The organism is Pseudoduganella sp. RAF53_2, assembly GCF_052113985.1.
GTDB lineage: Bacteria > Pseudomonadota > Gammaproteobacteria > Burkholderiales > Burkholderiaceae_D > Rugamonas.
The window spans coordinates 1-2,943 of sequence record NZ_JBFRDW010000709.1 but is presented as its reverse complement, the minus strand read 5'-3'; the positions used below and the strand labels follow the sequence as shown (position 1 = coordinate 2,943).

The window sequence follows — 2,943 nt, the reverse complement described above, 5'->3', positions numbered from 1 at the left end:
GTCCAACCTCGTGGAGCCGAGCCCGGCAAGCAAGACCGACGACAAGCAGCATCCGCGCATTCAAACGCGCCCAGGCGAGCATCTCGCGCTGGAAGCCTTGACGCTGCATCCCCCGCAATCCGAACGCGTGCTCATCAAGGAACTGAGCCTGATCCTGAAGCCAGGCGATGCCCTGCTCATTACCGGCGACAGCGGCTGCGGCAAAAGCTCGCTGTTGCGTGCGATAGCGGGTTTGTGGAATACAGGCAGCGGCGTGATTCATCAACCGCCCATCGAGGACTTTTTCTTCCTGCCGCAGCAACCCTATCTGCAATCGGGCACGCTACGCAGCCAGCTCATCTACCCCAGCGTCGAGTCAGACCTGAGCGACGAACAGTTGCTGGAAATACTGGAACAGGTTCATCTGCCCAGACTGGTCGAGCGCGTGGGCGGCCTGGATGCGGTCAATGACTGGGAAAAGTTGCTATCGGTCGGCGAGCAGCAGCGCCTGGCGTTCGGACGCGTGCTGGTGCACAAGCCAAACATCGTCATCCTCGACGAAGCCACCAGCGCACTCGACAGCGGCAACGAAGCCTCGCTCTACGCGCGCCTGCGCGACAGTGGCGCCACGCTGATCAGCGTCGCACACCGCGCCGCCGTGCTGCGCCACCACACCCACGTGCTGCGTCTGATGGGCGACGGCGAATGGGAAGTGCACGACGCGAGCGCTTATGAATTTGATGCACCAGTTGCTATTGACGCCAGCCTCGCCGTCGGTCACAATGCGCCCCGCTGTTGCAACGCACAGTAATGCCCACGTGGCGGAATTGGTAGACGCGCATGGTTCAGGTCCATGTGCCGCGAGGTGTGGGGGTTCGAGTCCCTCCGTGGGCACCAGGAATTCCGCGAAAAACGCCGCAAGCTTTCATGAGTTTGCGGCGTTTTTCTTTTCTACAGCGCCGACGTGCCTGACCCGCTTCATGGGCCGCCCGGCCGGCGGTCTGTTGCACCTGATCCTGCACCACAAGCAGTGCTCGCGTGATGTTAAGATCGACAACCATCGCGATCCACCCGGAGTCCTCGCTTGAACCGTGAACATCCCTGCGCCGCCGTGCCAGTACCTGCCAGCATTGCGGCACACATCGAAGGCTATACCTGGTCGCGCAACACTGTTGGTGAATCCGGCGGCGCCGTCTACCATCTTCACGGTCAGCCAGACCTGTATCTGAAGCATGGCCGGGGAACTGTCGCCGACGACCTGCTTGCCGAAACCACCCGCCTGCGCTGGCTCTCGGCGCATATCGCCGTTCCCGCCGTCCGCCAATTCAGCTGCGACGCCAGCGAAGCCTGGCTGCTGATGGACGCCCTGCCCGGCCGGACCGCCTACGAACTGCTCGCCGCAGCACCGGAACGTGGCCCCGCCATCGTCGACGCCATTAGCCGATTCCTGCAGCGACTGCATGCCATCCCCGTCACCGATTGCCCATTCAACAGCAGCCTCGAATTCCGCCTCGCCCGTGCCCACGCGCGCATGGTCGCCGGGCTGGTTGATGAAGACGATTTCGACGACGAGCGCGCCGGCCAAACCGCAGCCCAGGTCTGGCAAGAGATGACCGACCTGCTGCCAATGGCCGCCGATCCTGTCGTCACCCACGGCGACTTCTCGCTGGATAACCTATTTGTGCAGGATGGCGAAGTGGCCGGCTGCATCGATGTTGGCCGCGCCGGCATCGCCGACCGCTATCAGGACCTGGCCATCCTGCACAACTGCCTGGGCGAATTCGGGCCGGACCTGCAACGGCAGATGTTCGAAAGCTATGGCGTCCGCCAGCCGGACCAGCGCAAATTACGCTTCCACCTGATGCTGGACGAGTTTTTCTGACAAGGCGTGGTAAATAATTTCACAAAAGCACAAATTGCACTTGACCGAAACCGCTTCGACCTTTAAGATGCGTGCCTTCTGTTGCTGAACACCGCAACGGAGACAAAGAAAACAGCGCCCACGTGGCGGAATTGGTAGACGCGCATGGTTCAGGTCCATGTGCCGCGAGGTGTGGGGGTTCGAGTCCCTCCGTGGGCACCAAACGCTGTTTTCAAAGTCACTGCAGTACCAGTGCCCACGTGGCGGAATTGGTAGACGCGCATGGTTCAGGTCCATGTGCCGCGAGGTGTGGGGGTTCGAGTCCCTCCGTGGGCACCACAGAATTCCGCTAAAACGCCGCAAGCTTTCACGAGCTTGCGGCGTTTTGCATTACAGCGCTGCTTTTACCGCATCCGCCAGCGTGCGCGGCGCGCGGCCAATCAGGCGCTCCAGGGTGCGCGTGTTGTCATCCAGCGCACCGCCCGCTGCGGCGGCGTCGGAATCCGAAATCAGCTCGGCATACACTTCCGGCACACCCAGGCCAAGCAGCACTTTCTTGAACTCCGCCTGCGGCAGATCCTGATACGCAGCCTCGCGGCCGGATTGACGCGCCACTTCGGCAGCCAACTCGGCCAGGGTGAACGGCGCACTGCCGCCAAGCTCGTACACCGGCTCCGGCGCTGCCGCCGTCAGCACCGCCACTGCCGCCGCCGCATAATCGGCGCGTGCCGCTGCCGCGATACGGCCATTGCCCGAGCTGCCCACCACCGTGCCATGCGCTGCGCCGGCCTGGATGCGCGAGCTGAAGTTCTCGTAGTACCAGCCGTTGCGCAGGAAGGAGAATGGCAGGCCGCTGGCGCGGATCGCCTGCTCGGTGGCCACGTGTTCCGCCGCCAGGCCGAGGCGCGAAGTGTCCGCACGCAGCACGCTGGTGTAGGCCAGCAGCTTCACCTGCGCGCGTTTGGCCGCATCGACCACATTACGATGCTGGGCGTCACGCTGGCCAATCTCGCTGGACGAAATCAGCAGCACTTTCTGCGCGCCGTCGAAGGCCGCATCCAGCGACGCCGGATCGTTATAGTCGGCACGGCGCACCACCACGC

Annotated in this window: 3 protein-coding genes and 3 tRNA genes; 5 read left to right on the top strand and 1 reads right to left on the bottom strand. The window is 63.1% G+C overall.

Annotated elements, in window-relative coordinates:
- The 5 genes from AB4Z11_RS28210 to AB4Z11_RS28190 form a co-directional block, all read left to right on the top strand.
- Positions 1-790, top strand: a 790-nt coding sequence (locus AB4Z11_RS28210) for an ATP-binding cassette domain-containing protein (protein ID WP_442029138.1), incomplete at its 5' end; no start/stop codon positions are given.
- Position 791: 1 nt separating this feature from the next.
- A tRNA-Leu gene (locus tag AB4Z11_RS28205) sits at positions 792-876 on the top strand.
- Positions 877-1,063: 187 nt separating this feature from the next.
- A complete protein-coding gene (locus AB4Z11_RS28200) occupies positions 1,064-1,861 on the top strand; it encodes an APH(3')-I family aminoglycoside O-phosphotransferase (RefSeq protein WP_442029137.1) in 798 nt (265 codons plus the stop codon).
- Positions 1,862-1,977: 116 nt separating this feature from the next.
- Positions 1,978-2,062 (top strand) — tRNA-Leu (locus tag AB4Z11_RS28195).
- 32 nt (positions 2,063-2,094) lie between these two features.
- Positions 2,095-2,179, top strand: a tRNA-Leu gene (locus tag AB4Z11_RS28190).
- 51 nt (positions 2,180-2,230) lie between these two features.
- Here the strand turns inward: AB4Z11_RS28190 and AB4Z11_RS28185 are convergent.
- A partial coding sequence (locus tag AB4Z11_RS28185) for an NmrA family NAD(P)-binding protein (RefSeq protein ID WP_442029136.1) occupies positions 2,231-2,943 on the bottom strand: 713 nt, incomplete at its 5' end.